General features: G+C 52.1%; 19 protein-coding genes. 6 read left to right on the forward strand and 13 right to left on the reverse strand.

Annotated features, from left to right (window positions below; translation table 11 throughout):
• From GOB58_RS12070 to GOB58_RS13140, 3 genes are all read left to right on the forward strand, one after another.
• Positions 1 to 859, forward strand: an 859-nt coding sequence (locus tag GOB58_RS12070; protein ID WP_173560351.1) for a tyrosine-type recombinase/integrase, incomplete at its 5' end; no start/stop codon positions are given.
• A gap of 159 nt (positions 860 to 1,018) precedes the next feature.
• Positions 1,019 to 1,396, forward strand: coding sequence for a MobC family plasmid mobilization relaxosome protein (locus GOB58_RS12075; RefSeq protein ID WP_173560352.1), 378 nt, complete (start codon positions 1,019 to 1,021; stop codon positions 1,394 to 1,396).
• Between the two features lie 116 nt (positions 1,397 to 1,512).
• Complete coding sequence (locus GOB58_RS13140) at positions 1,513 to 3,108, forward strand: hypothetical protein (protein ID WP_242005340.1); 1,596 nt, start codon at positions 1,513 to 1,515, stop codon at positions 3,106 to 3,108.
• A gap of 446 nt (positions 3,109 to 3,554) precedes the next feature.
• On the opposite strand, the gene GOB58_RS12085 is transcribed toward GOB58_RS13140, so the two are convergent.
• From GOB58_RS12085 to GOB58_RS12095, 3 genes are read right to left on the reverse strand one after another with little or no spacing between them, the layout of a single operon-like run.
• Positions 3,555 to 6,572 carry a type I restriction endonuclease subunit R gene (locus GOB58_RS12085; protein WP_173560353.1) on the reverse strand — a complete coding sequence of 1,006 codons (3,018 nt, stop codon included), beginning with the start codon at positions 6,570 to 6,572 and terminating at the stop codon, positions 3,555 to 3,557.
• A 51-nt stretch (positions 6,573 to 6,623) separates the two neighbouring features.
• Entirely contained in the window at positions 6,624 to 7,916 is a 1,293-nt protein-coding gene (locus tag GOB58_RS12090; protein WP_173560354.1) for a restriction endonuclease subunit S, read from the reverse strand.
• Positions 7,913 to 10,306 (reverse strand): type I restriction-modification system subunit M, encoded by a 2,394-nt coding sequence (locus tag GOB58_RS12095; protein ID WP_173560355.1) that lies wholly within the window; start codon positions 10,304 to 10,306, stop codon positions 7,913 to 7,915. The genes GOB58_RS12090 and GOB58_RS12095 overlap by 4 nt, the downstream gene beginning before the upstream one ends.
• Positions 10,307 to 10,781: 475 nt before the next feature.
• Here GOB58_RS12095 and GOB58_RS12100 point away from each other — a divergent pair, with 475 nt between their 5' ends.
• Entirely contained in the window at positions 10,782 to 12,155 is a 1,374-nt protein-coding gene (locus GOB58_RS12100; protein ID WP_173560356.1) for a DUF6538 domain-containing protein, read from the forward strand.
• A 230-nt stretch (positions 12,156 to 12,385) separates the two neighbouring features.
• On the opposite strand, the gene GOB58_RS12105 is transcribed toward GOB58_RS12100, so the two are convergent.
• Genes GOB58_RS12105 through GOB58_RS12115 form a run of 3 tightly spaced genes read right to left on the reverse strand, consistent with a single transcriptional unit; the run spans position 12,386 to position 14,299 of the window.
• Positions 12,386 to 12,988, reverse strand: a complete 603-nt coding sequence (locus tag GOB58_RS12105) for a hypothetical protein (protein ID WP_173560357.1) — start codon at positions 12,986 to 12,988, stop codon at positions 12,386 to 12,388.
• Positions 12,989 to 13,000: 12 nt separating this feature from the next.
• A complete protein-coding gene (locus tag GOB58_RS12110) occupies positions 13,001 to 13,729 on the reverse strand; it encodes a PDDEXK-like family protein (RefSeq protein ID WP_173560358.1) in 729 nt (242 codons plus the stop codon).
• A 27-nt stretch (positions 13,730 to 13,756) separates the two neighbouring features.
• The gene (locus GOB58_RS12115; protein WP_173560359.1) at positions 13,757 to 14,299 is read right to left on the reverse strand and encodes a hypothetical protein; all 543 of its coding nucleotides are present in this window, start codon (positions 14,297 to 14,299) and stop codon (positions 13,757 to 13,759) included.
• 127 nt (positions 14,300 to 14,426) lie between these two features.
• Between GOB58_RS12115 and GOB58_RS13400 the strand changes: the two genes are divergently transcribed.
• A complete protein-coding gene (locus GOB58_RS13400; protein ID WP_456304155.1) occupies positions 14,427 to 15,059 on the forward strand; it encodes a recombinase family protein in 633 nt (210 codons plus the stop codon).
• Positions 15,060 to 15,171: 112 nt separating this feature from the next.
• On the opposite strand, the gene GOB58_RS12125 is transcribed toward GOB58_RS13400, so the two are convergent.
• The 7 genes from GOB58_RS12125 to GOB58_RS12155 all read right to left on the reverse strand — a co-directional run bounded on the left by GOB58_RS12125 (position 15,172) and on the right by GOB58_RS12155 (position 19,250).
• Complete coding sequence (locus tag GOB58_RS12125; RefSeq protein WP_173560360.1) at positions 15,172 to 15,804, reverse strand: hypothetical protein; 633 nt, start codon at positions 15,802 to 15,804, stop codon at positions 15,172 to 15,174.
• A 1-nt stretch (position 15,805) separates the two neighbouring features.
• On the reverse strand, positions 15,806 to 16,981 hold the full coding sequence (locus GOB58_RS12130) for a GmrSD restriction endonuclease domain-containing protein (RefSeq protein ID WP_173560361.1): 1,176 nt from the start codon (positions 16,979 to 16,981) through the stop codon (positions 15,806 to 15,808).
• 425 nt (positions 16,982 to 17,406) lie between these two features.
• Complete coding sequence (locus GOB58_RS12135; protein ID WP_173560362.1) at positions 17,407 to 17,664, reverse strand: hypothetical protein; 258 nt, start codon at positions 17,662 to 17,664, stop codon at positions 17,407 to 17,409.
• 11 nt (positions 17,665 to 17,675) lie between these two features.
• Positions 17,676 to 18,047, reverse strand: coding sequence for a hypothetical protein (locus GOB58_RS12140; protein ID WP_173560363.1), 372 nt, complete (start codon positions 18,045 to 18,047; stop codon positions 17,676 to 17,678).
• A 31-nt stretch (positions 18,048 to 18,078) separates the two neighbouring features.
• A complete protein-coding gene (locus GOB58_RS12145) occupies positions 18,079 to 18,486 on the reverse strand; it encodes a plasmid mobilization protein (RefSeq protein ID WP_173560364.1) in 408 nt (135 codons plus the stop codon).
• A 180-nt stretch (positions 18,487 to 18,666) separates the two neighbouring features.
• Positions 18,667 to 19,011 (reverse strand): endoribonuclease MazF, encoded by a 345-nt coding sequence (gene mazF, locus GOB58_RS12150; protein ID WP_173560365.1) that lies wholly within the window; start codon positions 19,009 to 19,011, stop codon positions 18,667 to 18,669.
• Positions 19,008 to 19,250, reverse strand: a complete 243-nt coding sequence (locus GOB58_RS12155) for an AbrB/MazE/SpoVT family DNA-binding domain-containing protein (protein ID WP_173560366.1) — start codon at positions 19,248 to 19,250, stop codon at positions 19,008 to 19,010. Before GOB58_RS12155 ends, mazF begins: the two co-directional genes overlap by 4 nt.
• Positions 19,251 to 19,546: 296 nt before the next feature.
• Between GOB58_RS12155 and GOB58_RS12160 the strand changes: the two genes are divergently transcribed.
• A partial coding sequence (locus GOB58_RS12160; protein ID WP_338421277.1) for a DUF6538 domain-containing protein occupies positions 19,547 to 20,017 on the forward strand: 471 nt, incomplete at its 3' end.

The raw sequence follows: 20,017 nt of genomic DNA on the forward strand, positions 1-20,017 counted from the left end.
CCTGCTGTCCGGCCTCCCGGCCACACATGGCAAAGGCAAAACCGGTCTTCCCATCCGTGAAGCGGTCGCACAGGCCCGCGAGCGCGCTCAGGAAACCGTCAGCGGGAAGACTGTTAAAAACCACTTCTCCCGCCTGTCCGCATTATGGATGCATCTGGTGCAGCGGGACATGGCTGATCGCAACCCGTGGGCCGGGTGGGATTTCAACATCACCAGAAAGATCGTCCGCCGGGGCTGGACTGATAATGAACTGGCATTGCTTGCCCGCACCCCGTGGAAGGGCACTGCGGTATCGCAGAACACATGGGCTGGCATTATCAGCATCGGTATGTTTACCGGCATGCGCCTGGGCGAGATCTGCAACCTCAGACGTCAGGATACTGAAGTTATTGACGGGGTGCCCTGCTTCCATATCCGCCCTCACCCCGAAGAGGGCTGGTCACCAAAAACCGCTGCTGGCACACGGATTATTCCTGTTCACTCCGGTCTTCTCAGAATGAAGGGACTGAATCTGTTTCAGGATAATGGTGAGCATTACCTCTTTCCTGATCTGACAGTGTCATCAACAGGTGAACGGGGGGATAATTTTGCACGTGCTTTCTCAAAACATAAAAAGCGTATTGGTATTCCTGAAGATGTGACCTTCCACTCTTTCCGTCATACGGTCAGCACGAAGCTCAGAAACCAGGAAGCCCATATCCGCGAACTCTGGATTGATACTGTGCTCGGGCATGAAGCCTCCCACAAATCGCAGGGCACCATGACCTATACAAGCGGGATTGAAGTCGCCAATCTGAAACAGGTGATTGAAGCCCTGCACTACCCGCCGGAGTGTCTTATTTCAAAGGGCAAAATCTGACGTTCTGCACTCTTTGACATAAAAGATAAAAAACTTCGGAAATCGCCTGTCCTGATCGGTTATCCTTACAGGGAGCCAGCAGTGCTCAGTGGCTACCCACTGAGCATCTGGCAAGGGGGAAATCCTTCCCCCGTTGACCCCCTTAAAGGAGAAAACCCTATGGCCTTACACCGAACATCCCGCCTCTCTGTGAGAGCCAGCCCTGCTGAACTGGAGCACTGGAATCATATCGCCCATCAGCATGGTTACGCCACAACTTCCCACTGGATCAGGGTGCTCCTGAGCAGTGCAGAACTGGCCGGGCATGACGGATCACGTGTTTCCGATGAACTGCGCGAGATACGGTGCCAACTCTCCCGTGCTGGTAACAATCTCAACCAGCTGGCACACTCTGCCCACTGTGGCGATGCCGTCCATTGCGGGGCAGTGCTGGAGGATCTTGAGACGCTGATCAGACAGTGTGACGCACGTCTCTCCCGCTCTGGCAGAGCCTCAGCCCGTCGCAGGTGCGAACGGTCTGCTGTGATCCTGCACTGAAAGTCCTGAGATGCTGTATCGTGATTATTCAGGAAAGCCGGATCAGAACAGACAGCGGGGCCAGAGCAATTACCAGACATGTTCTGCACGGACCCAAAAACGAGGCGATCAGGATCATGTCTGGGTCAGACTGGCTGCTTCGTGACGCCATGCGCGAGGCAAGACGTGAGGGGCTTACCTATGGTCTGCGCCATATTGCCTTCAATCCCGCACAATTCATGACAGACACACAGCTTTCTGAGTTTGCACAGACGATCTGCCGTGAATTTGAGGCTGATCCTGAGCATATCACATTTGTCATCCATCAGAAGGACGGGAGCACGCACGGGCATCTGCTCCTGCCGGAATGGCAGCAGGACCATATTTTAGACAGTCGTTTTAGCTGGATACGGTTAGAGAAACTGGCAAGACTGGAAGAAATCAGGCTGGGGCATGCTCTTGTCGCCGGACGTCATGACCGCCCGATTGTCAAAGCTCTTGAGCAGGAAGGCAGGAATCGTGAGGCTGAGCAGATAAAAGCACTCATACCGGCCACAGCGCAGGAGAAACCCCGTGCTGCCTACATAGCGCAGGCCCGGCGCATGGCGGAGCGTCAGGGTACTTACCTCCCGGCTCTTAAAAAGCTGATCTGTGCTCTCTGGGCACAGTCTGACGGTCTGAAATCCTTCCGCGCTGCTCTGGCAGAACATGATCTGCTCATGCGTGAGGGAGACCGCTCAGAGACGCGCCCCGGAGCCCATATCATTGAAGACAGGAAGGGCACGCTGATCGGCAGCTTTACCCGCCTGACTAAAGTTCGGATGGCAGAATTCCGCACACTGCTTGCTCAGGAAAAACTGCAGACAGCACCACAGATAAAACCTGTTCTGCCACCGGGGCGTATCCCGGTCAGGGGCATGAAAGACTCTCTCAAAAAGGCAGCACCTGCCCCGGCAGGACGCAGAGCACACAGAACGATGAGTCTGGACGAGATCAGCCAGCGCGCCTGTATCGTGAAGAGAATCAAAGAGAAGGAGGCCATTCTCACCCGTCAGGCACCGGAAAGCAGCCTGCTTCCCCTGAACCGCACGCACAGCCTGACGCAATGGACATATGAACTGACAAAATACCAGAAACAGCTCAGGCGGTACAGGAAGCGTTACAGCACAGCCAAAAAAGAATGGCAGAAGGCACAGGCCAGCTGGTGGCGGCGTCTGAGCGGTATCAGCTGGCGGCGTAAGCAGGTCATGGAAGAGAAGTTTCTGCAGCTGCTCGACATGATCCGTTATGTGGTGCAGGCCCTGCTGCATATCACCGGGTTGCGGGCCGTCCCGCCTGAGCCTCTCAGGACGATCCTGACACCACAGGACAAGCCCGCCCTGGAGCGGTTCATAAAGGAGTATGACGATGAGTTTACGGCCATGGCTCAGCCTGCGAAGCTCTCACTCTGGCTGAACCAGCGCTTTGACCGGATGGTCCGCGTCCGCGATGAGAGAATCAGGAGATGGGACAAGGCTCACCAGCCTGAAAAAGAGCAGGCTGGTCGCGAGATCACGCAGCTGCGTGCGTTACTCAGGACCAGACCAGGGATGCCTGAGCACAGAGAGCTGGTTCAGCAGCTTACCCATCTGCTCCCCGCTGAGATATTCCGCCCTCCGGAGCTGAAGGCTGAACCAAAACAGGAAATGACGCGCAAAGACACGCCCCAACAATGGAAACCACCCTCAATGTAACGGAAAATAAAGGCAGCTTTGGGGGGGGGAGCCGACGTGCGCCACAGCGGCATGCCGGTAGCAGCATTTAAGCCAGAGCCGCCATTCATCCATCACGGAGGAACGCTGGCCAAAGATTGACCAGGAGGACTTGTCTGTCACTTCCTTATCTTCCGGGCCTGCGTCAACCTGATGCAGGATCGCTACCGTCCCGCAGCTCTTCCCCTGACCCAAGGCACGGCTGCACAAAGCGATCCTTTGAGCCTAAAATGACGTGGGTCTGTGTCGCAAGTGACCTAAAGGCACAGAGCCAGACGTGCTTATCATTCGACCAACCTTCGGACCAACAATATCAAACTGGCAGCCCCTGGTTATAATCGAAGGACAATCGGTGGAGGAGGTTAATTCGAGTTCATTGGACGAATTCATCGTCACCGAAGTCTGGGAGGGCACGCTTCAGTTCATTGTCAGCGCGGACTCTGTGTCAGAGCTTCCTTAACGCTTTGGTATAGTGCAGATCTGAACGCCTCGTCCTGGTTGTGAAGCTTGTAGAGTTCCAACTCCTCTTTCCGGCGTTTTAGCATGACTTCTCTCATAATTTTTTCAAATGCCAAGGTACGGCTGTAAGGATCAGAATTTTCATCAAATTTCTTTTCGAAATCGGGGTGGGCCTGAACACTTTCAACGATGTTTAGAAACTTGATCCGTTGTTCTTCCGGGGTGGCGCTCCACCCTTGAAACCAACGTTCGTTGAAGCTGCGGATGATCTCTTCCAACGGGTCTTCCTGCACCTCTCCTTCGCGGTAGCCCCGGGGATTGGGGTTCTGTGGATCTAGCTCTGCTTCTGAAGTGTCCAGGCCGATGGTCTGGTTTAGCTTTGTCCGCTCTAGCCCATATGACGAAAGGTCAACGGCCTCGAGAAGATCATCCAACGCATCCTGGTTCGGGTCCTTGATATTTAACTTCGGGACTAGGAACTTCAGGAACCAGAAGAGCTTCTCCCAGACCTCCACTTCGAATGGCATGATTGCAGCCATCTGGCCGTAGATCTTCACGAACTGCTTCACTTTGATCTTGAAGTCGATCTTCTCCTGGTCTTCCAGTTCCAGGCCGGTGTTGAAACGTTCGGCAGCCACGTCAATCAGGGGGCTGAGTTTTTCGGAATCTTCGCCGTTAAAGAACCTTTTGCAGAATTCCTCCACCTCTGACCATTCGTAGACGCCGACATCATCCAAAGATGCTTTCAGCACGTGTAAGACGTTCACGTCCGTCGCCTCAGATAAGGTCGTCACCGTGAAGAACGGGTCGAAGGCAGCCTTGATGTCCTCGGTCGAATTGAAGAAGTCGAGAACAAACAGATCCTCGGTCCGTTTGCCAAGCTTGGGGGAGGACCGATTCAAACGGGACAGGGCCTGGACTGCTAGAACCGACTGCAGCTTTTTGTCGACATACATCGCACAGAGCTTCGGCTGGTCGAAACCGGTGAGATACTTGTTTGCGACGATCAGCAGGCGGAATTCATCCTTATCGAACTCACTGCGGGTTTTGTCCTCAGGTACACCATTCATCTCGCTTTCGGTGTACTTGACCCCATCAACCTCCTTCTCGCCCGAGAAGGCGATTAGCGCCTTGAACGGGTTACCGCGTTTGGCAAGCTCTGCCTGTACGGCCTTATAGTAGCGGATCGCCACCTCAATATTTTGGGTTACGATCATCCCTTTGCCTTTGCCGCGCAATTTCTTGGGGTTGACCACCTTGTCGATGAAATTCTCGACCATGATCTCGGCCTTGGTATTGACCGTCTGCTGGCTCCGCTCGACATAGGCGCGCAGCTTCTTCTGCGCCTTGGATGTGTCGAACAGGGGATTGTCTTCAATGGACTTCTGGATCTCGTAATAGCCCTTGTAGGTCGTGTAATTCGCCAACACGTCGAGGATAAAGCCCTCCTCGATCGCCTGCTTCATGCTGTACAGGTGGAACGGGCGGAAGCGGCCGTCCGGCTGCTGCTCACCGAACTTTTCCAGGGTGATCGGCTTCGGCGTTGCGGTGAAGGCAAAGTAGGACGCATTGCCGCGCATCTTGCGGGCCTGCATGACCGCCACAATCTTGTCCTGCGCGTCATCTTCGTCTGGGTCGCCGCCCATTGCCTGATTCATCTTGTCGCTGGCGATGCCGCTCTGGCCGCTGTGCGCCTCGTCGATGATCACTGCGAAACGCTTGTCGCCCAAATCCTCTATGCCGTCGATGATGAAGGGGAACTTCTGGATGGTCGTGATGATGATCTTCTTGCCGTTCTCCAACGCTGCTTTCAGGTCCGAGGACTTCAACGCCGGGGCCACGATATTCTTGACCTCGGAGAAATCCCTGATGTTGTCGCGCAGCTGCTTGTCCAGCAGGCGGCGGTCGGTCACGACGATCACGCTGTCGAACAGCGGGGCGTCCAGCGCCCTGGCGCCCGGCAGGTCTAGCTTCGCCGGATGGGTCTCGATCAGCTGGTAGGCGGCCCAGGTGATGCTGTGGGATTTTCCCGAGCCGGCAGAGTGCTGGATCAGGTATTTATGCCCTACGCCCGTCTGAGCGGCGTGGGACAGCAGCTTTCGGACCACATTCAGCTGGTGATATCGCGGGAAGATCAGCGTCTTCTTCGCCAGCGGGTCGGTCTTCTTGCCCTCAAGCAGGACGAAATGCTGGATGATCCCGGCAAGGCTCTGCGGTTGCAGAACCTCTTCCCACAGGTAAGATGTTTTGTGGCCATTCGGGTTCGGCGGGTTGCCCGCGCCCTCGTTGTGCCCCTTATTGAACGGCAGGAAGAAGGTCGAGGCGCCCGCCAGCTTCGTTGTCATCCACACCTCGTCGGTGTCCGCGGTCATGTGGACCAGCACGCGGCCAAAGCGCAGCAGGGTCTGGTTTACATCACGCTCACGGTACTGCTTCTGGCCATGATAGCGGGCGGTCTGGTGGGTCCAGGCGTTCTTCAGCTCCAGCGTCACCAGCGGCAGCCCATTCAAAAACAGCACTATGTCCACCGACTCATTCGGGTTGGCGGTGCTGTGATGGACCTGCCGCGTCACGCTCCAGATATTGGCAGCGAAGTTATCGTGGACCTTCTGCGCCGAACTGGCCAGCGGAGCGGGATACATCAGGTGGAAATGCGCGTTGTCGACGGGCAGGCCCTTTTTCAGGACATGCAGCAGGCCCCTGGACTTGATCAGCTTGTCGAGCTGACCGGTGATCTTGGCCTGCCAGTCGGCGGGGTTGTGCTGCTTGAGCTTGTCGAGGTCTTTGGATTGGGTGGCTTCGAGGAACTCCCAGAGCTTCGCATGGTCGAGCGCGAGGGTCGCGTCGAAATCGGCGGGCTGGCCAATACGGAAAGGACCAGAGGCGATGGCCCCGGCGGCCAGCTCTTCGGAGCTCGCGCCGCAAAGCCGTCTCTCGATGGCCTGTTCGAGGGCAATTTCCTTGGTGTTGCTGACCGCGACATTCATGGCGTTGCTTTCAAATGAGTTTCCGTCCCACCCCGTTGAGGGGCTGGGCGTTTACAATACCTTGATCTTTCCAGTCACCGCCGCGTTGATCAAGCTTGTCTTGTATTCCCGCAATGCGGTGATCTGGGATTCTTTGAGTGAAATGGCATGATGGAACTTTGCTGATATATCCGAGGAATACCGGATGATCTCTTCCTGTTCCGCCTTTGGTGGGACGATGGTCAGGCAGTCGCGGAAGTCATCCCAGTAGAGACGTTTGCGAAAATCGGTGATACCCTTCGAGCTCGCGTCCATCTGCCGGATGAATGCCGGAGTCCGATAGAGCAATTCGAAGTAGTCGGCGACCAAATCGACGATAGGGCGGGCCACGACGTAGGCCGGGCTGACCATGCCGTGAGTGTGAACAGCACCGATGCCGCCTTGCCAGGCGCGCATCATGTTGTAGGCGATGTCCCCGGGAAGGACTTCCTTGTACGAACTCCTGTCCTCGATCTTAATGATCGAGCGAATGTTCTCTTCCTCTGAAAGCTCTTCCTTAGAAACGCCGCTGTGGATCGAGACGGACAGAACGGGCAATCCAGCATTTCCAGCATTCTTGGTCTCCCGGAAGAGAGCGAAGTTCCGGCGGGCCACCCAATGCGCGGGGATCTGTCCGATCCAGTCGATGCCGCTATCCTTCATGGGGGCGTCAGGGTTCAGGCCGCGGATGACGGCCTGCTGGATCAGGATTTGCCTGCGCTCGGCCAAGAGCCTGATCTGCTCCTCCTTGATCCGCACCGCCTCGTCAATCGTCGTGCATTTCCCATCCAGAAACGCCGCGATAGCCTGAATCTCTTCGACGGGTGGCACGGGAAAGTGAGAGTTCTTCAATTCATCCCAGCCGATTGCGCAACGGTGCGCAAGAATGCCGTTGCCAAGGGACTGCGAGAATGTCTGAAACTGAGGGTGCTGAAAAATCCGCTCGTAGTACCTAATCGATGCTGGATTATTCGCCTTCAAGATTACATAGACTGAACTGCACACGCCTTTGAGGCTCGACACGCCAAACGAGCCAATACCAAAGTTCATGCTGTTCAATACGAAGTCGTCAACGTCGACGAGTTTGCAGCCGCTGAGGTCAGCTGGCATTTTGTTACCTACGTCACCCTTCTCCGAGTAAGGAATGATCCCCCGATTAGCCATAAGCGACAGATAGTCTTTGTTCTTGCCAGCGCCGTTCTTACGACGGCTTTCTGTAAATAGGTTTCTAATAGGCTGGGTCGTCCAGTGCGAAGGAAGCTCTTCGCACCAAGAGATTTTGACATCCTGATAGCTGTCATACTTCGGGTATGCCGCGATATTCATTCCGCCGGCTCCAGCTTGGTCGCGACTTCGACACCAAGAATATCGGCAATCAGCCCGTCGGCCTTTTCTTCCAGGGCCAGAATGTCCTGCGTCACCTCTTCAAGGCTGCGCAGGGGCTTGTGGCGGTAGAAGTACTTATTGAAGCTGATCTCGTAGCCGATCTTCACGCTGTCGAGGTTGATCCAGGCGTCTTCCACATGCGGCTTTACCTCCGCCCGGAAGTAGCGGTGGATGTCGTCTTTCAGGGCCACGCTTTCGGCATCGCGCAGCTCTGCGGTGCTCTCATAGGTCAGGTAGCTGCCATCCCTCTGCCGGTACCAACCGAAATCGGCCAGATCTTCCGCCGCACAGCCAAGATGCGTGGTCAGCGCCTCGACCTCGGCGACGGTCAGCTTGTGCTTCTTGTCGATGACCTTCTTGGCAGTCTCGTCGTACCAGCTGACGGCGTTCAGGATGGCGTTCTTCTCGGTCACGCCCAGCTTGATCTTACGCGCCTTGAGCGCGGCGTTAACCGCCTTGCGGAAGTCGTTGAAGTCGTCGGTCTCCTCAAGGCCCACATCGCTCATGATCTGGGTCGCCGTGGCCAGCAGGTCACGCAGCTTGACCCAGTATGTGGTATCGAGCAGCCTGGCCTTCGTCTTGGCGTTCAGGGTTAGCCCGGCTTCCTCTACCCAAGCGGAGATCGCCTTGATCTGCTCCTTTAGAAAGCCCGGCTGATAGACCTGATCCCCGTGTTCACCGTAGAGCCACTCCATCGGCTCGCGCAGGGACTTATCAAAACGCAGGGGGGCGAGGCGTTCGGCGCTGAAACCCGCGCGGCGGCGGTCCGGGCGTTCGATGGTAACTTTGTGGTAGCCGAAATCCGCATTGTCAAAGACCTGCACGGCGATGCCCTGCGGATCGCCCGCCGCGTCGATCTGGCGCTCGACAGGGGCGAAGTTCAGGAAGGCCTCGGTGATCTGCTGGATATGTTCATCCGAGAACTCACAGTTCTTGTCGCCAAGGTTCTTGCGCAGCTTGCGGAACATGAGGTTGGCGTCAATCAGTTGGACCCGCCCGCGCCGTGCCTCGGGCTTGGCATTGGACAGGAGCCAGATGTAGGTGGTGATGCCGGTGTTGTAGAACAGGTTGTTGGGCAGCTGGATGATGGTATCCAGCATATCATTTTCGATGATAAAGCGGCGGATGTTGGATTCTCCGCTGCCCGCATCCCCAGTGAACAGGCTGGAGCCGTTGTGGACCGACGCGATGCGCGAGCCCAGCGGGCTGGCGCGGGTAGGTTTCATCTTGCTGATCATCTCCATCAGGAACAGCAGCTGGCCATCTGATGAGCGCGGGGTGGCATCCATCGTTTCGACCTTGCCCCAGTAATCGGCCAGCTCGACCTGAAAACGGGAATCAATGACGTCCTTGCCGTCTTTGATGTACTTCACCTCGCTGTTCCAGCTTTTGCCATAGGGCGGGTTGGACAGCATGAAGTCGAAGCGGCTGGCGGAGAATTCATCGGTGGAGAGGGTGGAGCCCACGCGGATGTTTTCAGGGTTATTGCCCTTGATCATCATGTCGGATTTGCAGATCGCGTAGGTTTCGTCGTTGATCTCTTTGCCATATAGGTAAACGTCCCCGTGGGCATGGAAAGGGCCATCTGCATCCGTGATGTAGTTCTGAGCCTCAGTCAGCATGCCGCCCGACCCGCAAGCCGGATCGTAAATCGTCAGGATCCGGGGCAAACGGTCCTTTATCGGGTCGAAAAGCAGGTGCGTCATGAGGTGGATCACCTCGCGCGGGGTGAAATGTTCCCCTGCCTCTTCGTTGTTCTCTTCGTTGAACTTACGGATCAGTTCCTCAAAGACGTATCCCATACCCAGGTTAGAAAGGCCCGGAAGCGTGTTACCTTCCGGATCCTCAATGTCATTTGGGGTCAGATTGACCCAGGGGGAGACGAATTTCTCAATGACGTCCAGAAGCACCTGCTTCTCCGCCATATGGCGCATCTGTGCGAACAGGTTGAAGCGACCTATGATCTCTTTGACGTTGTCACTGAAGCCGTCGAAATAATCCTCAATGTTGGTTAGGAGAATCTGCTGGTTGTTGGTGGCGGTGCTATACAGCTTCTTTAAGGTCCAGTGGCTGGTGTTGAAAAAGACGTAACCAGAGGCATCCCTGAGCGGCTCATCGTCCAACTCCATCACGCCAATGTCTTCTTTTTGGTACCGAACCTCTTCCAGAACGGCGTCCTTGGTCGGCTCGAGCAACGTGTCAAGGCGGCGCAGTACAACCATCGGCAGGATCACATCGCGATACTTGCCCCGCACGTACACATCACGGAGACAATCGTCGGCAATGCGCCAGATGAAAGAAACAAGGCTGCTGTGGGACGTCTGGTTCAATGTGGGCCTCAAAAGTTGATACGAGGACAATAGCCCTTCAACGACTACTCTTAAAGACTTGGTTCTGCAATCAGCCTTGAGATGGGCTCTGTTACCAGCTGCTTCTCCTGTTGGCAGTAAAAGAAGCCCCTCTACCGAGAAAAGTAATACCGTGCTCTGACGTCTGAAAAAAGACGAAAACAGATAAGTTATATTCACCTCTTTTCAAACAAAGTGACAGCTTCACTCTCTGTTTTTAAGCCTCTCCGCTTCCCAGACTGTTTAACCGGTGATAGAAGATATTTCATAAAACAGAAGACAGCCTGTCGCATTCTTTTTGCTGTTTCAACGGGTTAGAAAAGGGTCACTGCGGGTAAGTTCAGGTTCAAGTCCCGCAGTTCGCACCACAGACACCTGAAACAGCACGATTTTTCGGCTGAATGAGGGGCAAAGACGGTCTTTGCTCCATCATCCTTCCCCATCGAGGGAAGTTTCTATGCTCCGTATCCGAGGCACCACCTACCACTTTCGCCGTATCGTGCCCCCTGCCCTGCGAACAGCCTTAAACCGGCGGGAAATCTGGGTTTCTCTGAAAACTGGTTATCAAAACGAAGCCCGCAAACGCGCGTCTCTCCTTCATGCCAGAACCACAGAACTGTTCATGCAGGCCCATTCTGTGCTGGCTGAACCAGACGCCTTAAACAGGCTTGAGGGACTGCGGGTTGCACTGCGGGATTTGCAGAGCGTCAGCCAGTTTTTTTCTGTGCCGAAAACAGGGTCTGTGCCAGTGCCAGCACCAATGCCCAAACCTCAGCAGCAGAGCAAACAAACGCTGGCACCCAAAGCTGCTCCCCTGATGCTCTCGGGTGCCCTGAAACGCTTTGTGCTGGATAATCCCCACGCCAGTGCAGACACCAGGAAAGCCACACAACGAGCAGTAGACCTCTTCCTGCAAGCGTTTGGAGATGCTCCCGTATCGATCATAGGGGGCGAGAAGGCAGGAGCCTTCCGTGACCTCCTGTTTTCCCTCCCCGCATCGCTGGGCAAACGCAAAAGCAGTCTCACCCTTGAGGAAGAGGCACAGAGAGCCAAAGAAGGCGGTTTACCAACCCTGAGCGGTAAGAGTGTCAAAAATCATATGATGAGGCTCTCCGCCCTGTGGAACCAGCTCCTCCAGCGCGAACTGGTCACGCGCAACCCATGGACTGGCTGGAATTTCGAGAATGGGCAAAAGACCATCAGAAGAAGCTGGACAACTAAAGAATTGGCACTCTTGGCGTCATCTTCCTGGCACAGCACGTCCGTGCCAGAGCAGACCTTCCGACTGGTCACCCTCATTGCAGCCTATACCGGCATGAGACTGGGTGAAATCTGCACTCTGCGCAAAGAAGACCTGCAAATCATCGATGGCATCTCCTGTTTCCTCATTCAGCCACACGCCGAAACTGGCTGGGCACCGAAAACAGAAGCAGGCACTCGCATTGTGCCAGTCCATGCGAAACTGATTAAAGCAAGAGTTCTGGCCCTCAAGGATACCACTGATGGCCCTTACCTCATTCCTGGTCTGGAAACCTCAAAACAGGGTATCAGGGGCGCAGCCCTTGGCAGGGCTTTTTCATTACTCAAAACCCGTATCGGTCTGCCCGCTGAAATCACGTTCCACTCGTTCCGGCACACAGTCTCGACCCAGCTCAGAAATGCCAAAGCCGACATTCGGGAAATATGGATAGACCGCCTGCTTGGCCATGAAGCAACCCACAAAAGTCAGGGCACTACAACCTACCTGACCGGCATTTCAACCGCCAATTTGCAACAAACCATTGAAGCCATAAGCTACCCCGAAACAGCCTTTGCAAACGTGACAATTTAAAAGGGAGCCAGCAGTGTCGAATGGCTACCCATTCGACATCTGGCAAGGGGGAGGAACCTCCCCCGTTGACCCCCACAAGCACAGAAACCTGTCCTTTTAGCCTGCACCTTGCAGGGCAGTACATATATGGAAAAGAGGAGGGTCACGGGGGAGAGCATCGCTCTCCCTCTGACCAGTTTGCAAACCATCGGAACACAACGTGTCCGCTGGTTTGCACGGCTGGCTACCCGCTATTCTTTACCTGCCGCAATCTCTTTAAGACTGGCAATGATTTTATCAAAAACGGATTTGACATGTAAAAGCTGATTAAGAACGTCTTTGTACTGGTTCAGGCCAGCTTCAATGTCATCATCAGTAATTCCAGCAGTCAAGACTTCAGAGTCTATCTTGATAGGTAAGAAAAAGCTCTTCTTACTTTCTTCCAAAACAAACCCAGTACCAGCTATAAGGTCTGACAACTCACCAACAATTTTCTTCCATTGGCTGCGCGTTATCAAGTCTTGTACAAATCGGATACCAACTTTGTCATGCCCTTTCTGGCACAACTGCGTAACCATATAATTATCTTCGTTTACGTCCTCAAAATCACCCCAAGTAAAATATGCTCCGCTTTCATCTTCGTTGGCTGGATTATACCAACCATCGCCAGTAGGGGCCAGCCACCAATCATCTTCATCACATTGAGCAGACCAGTCATTTTCGACAGCCCAAGCATTTGTCATCTCGTTAATTGTGTCATCGACAACAGTATCCAGTATAAAGAGACGTGTTGTAATCGCTTCCAAGTCGCCGATATTCCTTACAAGCACACTGTTCAGTTCAGGACTATTCATCTCTCATTCTCCTTAGTAAAACTTTTCAATATGCTGAGCAAATTGCTGAATAATGGCACCATTAAAGCCGCTTTTGGGTAAGCCCCTCAAAATCCCTCCTATGTCGCGCCATGTAATAAACGCCACTTCATCAGGAGGATTCACAGGCGGGATAGGGCTAAGATAGAGCACTAGACCATATTGCTTTCCCGTAGCCCGCCGCTTTACCTCTGCTGCTTTTACGTAACGAGCTAACTGCTCCTTACCTTCCCGTGCCTGAATTTTAACTTCTACGAAAAGCGTAAAACTATCGCCATCAACAACAATATCAACACGCTCAGTAGTACTACCAACAGGCCAACATTCAGTAACAACTGATAGGTTCGTTAGGCTGTCATTCAAGTCAGGCCAACCTGACTGCTTTGTACGAGCCACCCGTAACAAATGATCTATTACACGTGCACCCAGACCATGAGTACCTTGAGGGTTCAGAAGCCACGCTAAAATTGCGCTATTACGGCCCTCATTATACTTTATTCCAGCAATATCCCAGACGTTAATAGCACAACCATTTTCCCATTCCTGATTATGCAAAGGCATAATTAACTCAGTTAGGGCAATAATACGTTCTGGCGATATCTCAGGCAAAACAGAAGAAGGTAGCACTTCTTCTCTAAGCAGTGACCGTAAAGTCTCCAATATTACAGGTAAGCGATGACAAAGGGCTATATCCCCTTTCACGTCACTTGGGGCAGAAACCACGTCGTTCTCTCCTTGAATTCAACTGGTTTACAGATGAACGAAGCCTATGGGAAGCAGCGCGATTGCGAGGAGAATGGACACAACACACAGCGTTGAGGGAGGAGGCAAAGCGGGGCCCTGACTGGTCGCAACAGCAGAACCTCCCAGAAGCAGAATGCACAGAAGATAGCGACGGGTCAGTCTGCCAAACCCGTTCTGCCGGATGGGTGCGGGAAGACCCACGGGTGTTTTCCAGCCTGCCTGTGTGGAAAGGTTGTGGAACAGGACATATCCGGTGGACTGACGCCCTTCCAGACCAACCCACAAAAGCCGGGCGGTCTGACCGTCGCGCATCGGATAATTTCCAAGGTCCTGACGCTCCCGTCCACCTTGCGAGACCACCCAGAACTTCTGGTGATGCGTTGTATTGGTATGAACCTGAGGCCCGTTAATGACGTAATTGCCTCCACCAAGATGCGTGGCGGTGCCATTGGTGGTCTGGGTTGAGGTTTCGGTCCACTGGGTCAGGCCATGAACCTGGCCCTCGATTCCGTGAATCCAGAGTGTTTTTCCAAAAATTTCGACATTCATATCCGGACACACACTCCCCGAAAACAGAGGAAAGACGCCTCTGTCAGCCCGTGATGGACGTGGAAGACCACGCTCCTAGCGTCTCACCGCCTGTCTCCAAGTTATCCCGTAAACACCTGATTTTGTTATGATTCAGGGAGGAGACCGGAAGGGCCTGAAAGGGTCCCATAAAGGTGTCCCTCAAGAACAGGACAGGGATTATGGGAAAATATGGCTATGCACGCGTAAGCACATCACGACAGCAGACGGACAATCAGGTCACGGACCTTCTGAAAGAGGGCGTGCCGGAAACGCAGATCGTGACGGAAACAGTGTCAGGGGCGACCGTGTGGAGATCGCGTCCGGCCCTGAAGAGATTGGTCAGACGACTTCAGGCGGGGACACCCTGACCGTGGTGAAACTGGACCGTCTGGGACGTAATGCCCTCGATGTGCTCACACTGATCGACGTACTGAAAAAGCGGGAGATTTCTGTCAGGATTCTCAATCTGGGAATTGATACCGCAGGCGCTGGAGGCAAGCTGTTCCTCCTGCTTCTGGCAGGATTTGCGGAGTTCGAACGCAACATCATCCGCGAGCGTGTGCTGTCAGGACTGGAGACCGCCAAATCCAAAGGCATCCGCCTTGGGAGAAAGCCGACCCTGACAGAAGAGGACATCGCTCAGGCGCGTCGTCTCAAGGCTCAGAGCCTGTCTGCCAGAGAAGTGGCGAAACTCCTCCACGTCTCCAAGATGACAGCCTGGCGGGCCATGAACTCCTGAAATCCGTCCCGCAATCCCTGTCCCAGAATTGCAGAACCGGACTCCCAGCCATGCAAAATCACCCTATTCCCAAATCAGGTGTTTTTGGGACGAAAAATACCACAGTGTACTATCAAATATAATTAGGAGAAAATGAAAGATTAGAAAGAGCACTTAGTCTTTCCATTTCAATATCAACACTACTTAACCATTCAAAAACCTTTTTATCAAATTGATTGGTTTTATCTATGATTGTTTTTATTTGAGAAATAAATATTCTCCTATCAGTCTCTACTCGTAGATGCATCCCATTGTGGGCAACATGCCCTCGATGACTCACTATATTATCTACTTCATCCCAGTAATCTTGAGGAAAATGTCTTTCCTTTGACATCCCTATAAAAGAAAATAACGGGGAAATTTTTTGCCAATTTGTATTATGGTTCTTACTTATATCTCGGATTTTACTTTGTATTGCTAGTATATATCCCTCGCCAGCCGAACAATTTTTAAGGAAATATCCTTTAAAGGTTCCCTCATATCTTTTCATGAAAGCTTCTATTATACTTTCAAAATAATTCTCCAATTCTGCCACGAAAAATAGTATAAATGCATCACATTTTGTATTTTCTACAAAGTCAGCATCCCATTCGTTGCCAAGAGGAGGAAAGAAGTAATCATCTTCTCCGTCTTTAAAAATAAGCGCTCTTTTTCGTTCCGAAATCCCGGAGCAGAATAAATTATAAAATTCCGTATTCTCAGACATATTACAGAACCTTAATTTTATTTTCCAAAAGCTCCAATTTCGGTGGAGAAAAGCCCCTCTTTCTAAGGGCATCTCCAAATATAGATATTCTATTATAGAGCGAGTTTGTCGTTTTCGTAGTTCTTTCTATTGACTCAACAAATTTTTTGTTTTGAGATACTTCCTTAAATGCTTCTTGAATATCTTCTTTCTTCCCTATTATCTTGGATATTTCCGATTTATCTTGAAAATTGAACATCATTGCATCGAAAATCGCTCGGTTTGTTCTTTTTTCCCAACCAGAATTAGTCCACTTTTTAAACAGATGTTTCTTTTCAAAAGCAGCTTTAAGAGCTTGGTAAGCATTTTCGAAAATCTGCAATTTTAACCGAATGTCAGCTTCAGAAGCGGGCCAAGTCGTATTCAGGTTCTCTACGGTGGCATCGAGGCTTTTCTTTAAATCTCCGCTATAGTCTTCAATAAATAAAACCAGTGATAGGTATCTAGTTATCAGTTCCACATCCCTCATACGGAAATCAGGCTCAATTCCTGGGAAAATATCTTTTAACGCAGAGCTTTCCTCTGAATATACCAGAATAAATGTCGCAAAATCACCTGGGAACAGGCTTTGCCTAAGCTCTTGCGGGGATAGTTTTACACTCCCTGAATTCAATCGGTGAAAAATACTATAAAGTATTTCGTTATTTTTCCATCCTCTTATAATATTTGTTCGTATAGAAAAATTATCAAACGTTATAGATTCTACAACAAAATCACTTGCAAGATCTGTGTAGTTCTTTCCATTCAAATGACTTAATTGCGATAGCCCTGTAAGTTTAAAATTATTATTTTTAGATCCTAAAGAACTTCCCATAAATTGAGATAACGTCGTCAGCCTTTGTTTTCCGTCAACTAAAATTAGACGTTTTGTATCGCTATCTTCGGCTAACGTAATTGATGGTATAGGAAAATTGAGAAGAATGCTCTCAATGAAGAGACTTTTATGCCTAAGTGTCCACGCGTCTCTACGCTGAAATGCAGGACTTAAATCTATTCTGTTTTTCTTTATCTGATTTACTATTGTTTCAACAGTCCAATCAGTATTGTAGAGTACCGCATTTCTAAGATCTGTTTCTTCGGTTTTGCTCTCATTAATGTCCTCCGAATTGATTTCATCGTCTTCGAAAAAAGCACTCATTACGATCAACCTTGTCAAAACAAAACTAGCAATTTACGCTGACAGTGTTAGTCATAATTTCTTATTTTGCAAGCAACACAGATTTCCAATAAAAGAAAAAATAATGTGCTATAATATCGCCATAGATTGAGATTTATGGCGGTATCGTAGAGCCGTAGAAAATATACAGAAATCCCATGCTTGAAAATCTGTCACCCGATTGCGTGTCGAGCATGTGCTTGCTGACCGAAAGCCACCATCGCAATTACGATCCCACAGAGGCGCTTTGCTGGCCTTGGGCCCCGATGGCATATAACGCGGGCTCTGCGGAAAGCGACGAAGTGGCTCGGTGCTCTTGACCATGACGCGTTCTTCTCTCGACCTCACCCGTCTGGCCGAAGCCCTTCTTTCCATAAAGCGGTCCGGTCTTCCGGACTTAGCAGCCTTCAGCTATCTGGAATGTCCAATTGGAATGCTGGGAATTCCAACGCTTCGATAACGCTCTTCAGGTTCTGCACGTCGATGGAGCTGGTATAGTTCATCGTTTCCTGGCTTCGGTGTGAAGCTTCATGTCCCAAAATTCGGTCAATCCAGAGCTCGCGGAAGCTGGCCTCTCGTGCTTCACTCTTTTGACGGATAGGACGCAGGTCCAAAAGCGGCTTCTTGGAGGCTTCGTCTTCAAGAAGCTGTCGGAAGTCTTTCATTCTGATTTTGGTCAGTCGCGTGAATGACCCACGAGAATTTGGTGCTGAGAACGTGATTGTCTTGCCATTCCGGCAACAAGAGATGCCCGTGGGTTTTGATGAATCACGAATGTTGTTCGTTCGGGATCAGCCTCAAGTTCTCGGCAGATGTCTTCCGCAAAATCAGAGAGCTGCTGGTCTGTCATCGCTTCAGACGGATTGAAGGCGATATGACGCAGGCCGTATCGAATGCCTTCACGCCTCGCTTCTTTCATCCAATCCTTGAGCAGATAGTCGCTGCCCGATGTGAGCCGGATGGCTTCGTTCCTAGCTCCCGAGAGAACATGCCTTGAGACAGCTTGGTGCCCGCTACTCGCTTTAATTCTGGTTTCCTGCACAATCATCGTGTCGCACCTTGCGAGGGCCGATGTGTGTTCAGTGCACCAAGTGCATGAGAACAGAATGCGAGGGGGTCTTATCCCGGCGGATACGCACAGGACGTAGAGTTTTCAGCAAACTGTCCGTGCGGTCCTTGAGGCGGTCGATGTGCTGAAGTGTGTCGGCACAAGCCGCAGCATCGCTAAGATGGGCCATATGAGCCAATTGGTTCAGATTATTGCCAATACGTGATAGCTCGCCTCGCAGGCTACGGATCTCAGAACCAACATCCTTGCCTGAGCGCTGAGAGACTTCTGCATCATGCAGTAGGCTCCGAACCCATGCAGCCGTTGTGGCATGACCAAGCGCATGCGCTGCATTGTTCCAGCGTTCAAGCTCTACGGGCGAGGCCTGAACAGAGAGCCGAGAGGACCGGATACGGGATGGAGATGAGGCAATAGGCATAACGGGACATCCTGTTCTCTTTGTCGTTTGTGGGGGTCAACGGGGGAGGTACTCCCCCTTGCCAGCTGTTGAATGGGTAGCCATTCGACACTGCTGGCTCCCTGTAAGGATACTCTATTGAGAGACCTGATTTCCGAAGTTTTTTCTATAGCCTGAAAATTATCGACAAACCTGTTCTCTTTACCCCACCAGCGCTCTGACACGCTGACGGATGGCTTCCAGTTCTTCTGGCGTCACCTTGCCCTTTAGCTTCGCTTTTCTCACACGCCAGTCAAGACTTCTCACCTGATCTGACAAAGCCACACTGGCCATCTTGCCCGCAAGCGCCACTTCAAACGGATAGCCTTTAATTTTCGTGGTCGTTGGACAACACAGCATCATCCCCGCCTTCGCGTTATAACTGGCCGGGCTCAGAACAACAGCAGGGCGGTGCCCTGCCTGTTCCCTGCCCGCCTGCGGATCAAACTCCAGCCAGACAATATCCCCACAATCAGGCAGCCACTCAGTCTTTGCTCTTGCACTCACCAGCTTTCACCACCAACAGATGAACCAAAGTCAGTTTCATCATGACGATTTTCGTCGGTAATACCTGACACTAAATCTTCAAGTTTCAGAGGCACTGTCCTGACCGGCTCAATAATAATCCGTCCGTCTTCTTCGCGAACATCAACAGTCTGATCAATCTTCAGGCTGACGGCTTCAAGCACACCAGCAGGAAGACGAATGGCTGCGCTGTTTCCCCATTTCCTGACAACACCCTGCATGATGATTTTCCTCTATTCAAGTTTATACGACGTATCTACATTATATAAGCACCCAGAGCCAGAGAAATTCCTCTCTTGACTGCTCCACTTGTTTGCCCGCAGAGTGACCATATGAAGGATAATTTCGTCTAAAATTATTGTTCTGTTTCAATGGGTTGCTTTGTTGATTACGACCGAAGCGTGCGGGTTCAAGTCCCGCAGTTCGCACCACTAACCAATTGAAATATAACAGTAAAATGAGGATCTGACGGGTCTGCGGGATTTTCCCGTTTGTCTTCCCGGACCGGGAACTCGTCATGCTTCGCCTTATCGGCTCTCACTACCACTTCCGCCGGGCTGTGCCCGTTGCCGTTCAGGCCCGACTGGGCCGAACCGAAATTTCTCTCTCGCTGCAGACTCAGAGTAAGCTGGTAGCCCGCGAACGGGCAGCAGCCCTTTACGCCCGCACCGGCGCACTTTTTGAGAAGGCAAAGACGATGGAAAACAGCCTGTCACGTGAGGACCTCATTGCCATGCTGACCGAACAGGGCAAAATCATCAGAGAGCAGGAAGAACTCCTCACCCTTGCCGATGAAGCCTTCCGGGCTGAAAAACGCGCCCTGCAGGCTGATCACGCCATGACCCTGATGAATCAGGTGCAGAAGGAAGGGGCTTTTATCTCTTTTGCCACAGAGTCACTCAGGACACTGGAAACACGCCTGCAGAACATGATGCAGAAAGTCTTTACAGCCAGCGCCGTAAGCAAAAAAGAGAAGGACATGCTGCGC

It is taken from the genome of Acetobacter thailandicus, assembly GCF_011516655.1.
Classification (GTDB): domain Bacteria; phylum Pseudomonadota; class Alphaproteobacteria; order Acetobacterales; family Acetobacteraceae; genus Acetobacter; species Acetobacter thailandicus.

Coding starts and splice junctions, on each gene's coding strand:
- GOB58_RS12075 (WP_173560352.1), top strand. CDS start 1,019: ATGGCCTTACACCGAACATCCCGCCTCTCTGTGAGAGCCAGCCCTGCT.
- GOB58_RS13140 (WP_242005340.1), top strand. CDS start 1,513: ATGTCTGGGTCAGACTGGCTGCTTCGTGACGCCATGCGCGAGGCAAGA.
- GOB58_RS12085 (WP_173560353.1), bottom strand. CDS start 6,572: ATGAATGTCGCGGTCAGCAACACCAAGGAAATTGCCCTCGAACAGGCC.
- GOB58_RS12090 (WP_173560354.1), bottom strand. CDS start 7,916: ATGAATATCGCGGCATACCCGAAGTATGACAGCTATCAGGATGTCAAA.
- GOB58_RS12100 (WP_173560356.1), top strand. CDS start 10,782: ATGCTCCGTATCCGAGGCACCACCTACCACTTTCGCCGTATCGTGCCC.
- GOB58_RS12105 (WP_173560357.1), bottom strand. CDS start 12,988: ATGAATAGTCCTGAACTGAACAGTGTGCTTGTAAGGAATATCGGCGAC.
- GOB58_RS12115 (WP_173560359.1), bottom strand. CDS start 14,299: ATGAATGTCGAAATTTTTGGAAAAACACTCTGGATTCACGGAATCGAG.
- GOB58_RS13400 (WP_456304155.1), top strand. CDS start 14,427: ATGATTCAGGGAGGAGACCGGAAGGGCCTGAAAGGGTCCCATAAAGGT.
- GOB58_RS12125 (WP_173560360.1), bottom strand. CDS start 15,804: ATGTCTGAGAATACGGAATTTTATAATTTATTCTGCTCCGGGATTTCG.
- GOB58_RS12130 (WP_173560361.1), bottom strand. CDS start 16,981: ATGAGTGCTTTTTTCGAAGACGATGAAATCAATTCGGAGGACATTAAT.
- GOB58_RS12135 (WP_173560362.1), bottom strand. CDS start 17,664: ATGAAAGACTTCCGACAGCTTCTTGAAGACGAAGCCTCCAAGAAGCCG.
- GOB58_RS12140 (WP_173560363.1), bottom strand. CDS start 18,047: ATGATTGTGCAGGAAACCAGAATTAAAGCGAGTAGCGGGCACCAAGCT.
- GOB58_RS12145 (WP_173560364.1), bottom strand. CDS start 18,486: ATGCCTATTGCCTCATCTCCATCCCGTATCCGGTCCTCTCGGCTCTCT.
- GOB58_RS12155 (WP_173560366.1), bottom strand. CDS start 19,250: ATGCAGGGTGTTGTCAGGAAATGGGGAAACAGCGCAGCCATTCGTCTT.